The following is a 606-nucleotide window of genomic DNA, read 5'->3' as shown; positions in this document are numbered from 1 at the left end:
GATTAATCAGTACCCGCTCAAAAAGCGGACCGTCGACGTGAACCAGCAGCAGCGGGTCCGGCAGCGCAAGCTGAATATGCCGCCCGCCGAGCCCCGGCTCCAGCATACGCAGCGCGCTGCCGACGACCTCTTCCAGGGTTAGCCACTCTTTATGCAAATTAAAGCCGCCGGACTGGATCCGCGCCATATCCAGCAGATTATTCACCAGGCGGGTGGTATTGAGCACGTGCTGGCGTATCTCGTTGGCCTGCGGCGCGTGCTTCGATCCTTCGCTGGCGAGATCGAGCGTCAGGATCTCTGCCTGGCCAAATAGCACCGTAAGCGGAGTCCGTAGATCGTGGGACAGCGCCGCCAGCAGCGAGTTGCGCAGGCTCTCCCGCTCACTGTTGAGTCGGGCCTGCTCTTCGCTGGCGGTGAGCGTCAGCCGCTCCAGCGCGCTGGCGACCAGTAGCGTAAAGGTTTCCAGCAGGCGCTGCTGTTCGGGGATCATCAGCTGGCGCAGGTTGGCCGGCTCCACCACCAGCAGCCCCCAGGTGCGGGCGGCGCTTTTCAGCGGCAGGATCTGGTAGGGCACTCCGGGAAGCGTATCGGTGCCCGCACCGGCGG

At 64.2% G+C, this 606-nt stretch carries 1 protein-coding gene; it reads right to left on the bottom strand.

What is annotated here, in order from left to right:
- On the bottom strand, window positions 1–606 hold a 606-nt coding region (locus D4Q52_RS26005; protein ID WP_182915451.1), incomplete at both ends, for a histidine kinase dimerization/phospho-acceptor domain-containing protein.

The sequence above is a fragment of the Rhodopseudomonas palustris genome (genome assembly GCF_003591005.1).
Classification (GTDB): Bacteria; Pseudomonadota; Alphaproteobacteria; order Rhizobiales; family Xanthobacteraceae; genus Rhodopseudomonas; species Rhodopseudomonas palustris_K.
The sequence above is the reverse complement of the archived record's forward strand: the minus strand, read 5'-3'. Positions and strand labels throughout refer to the sequence as shown.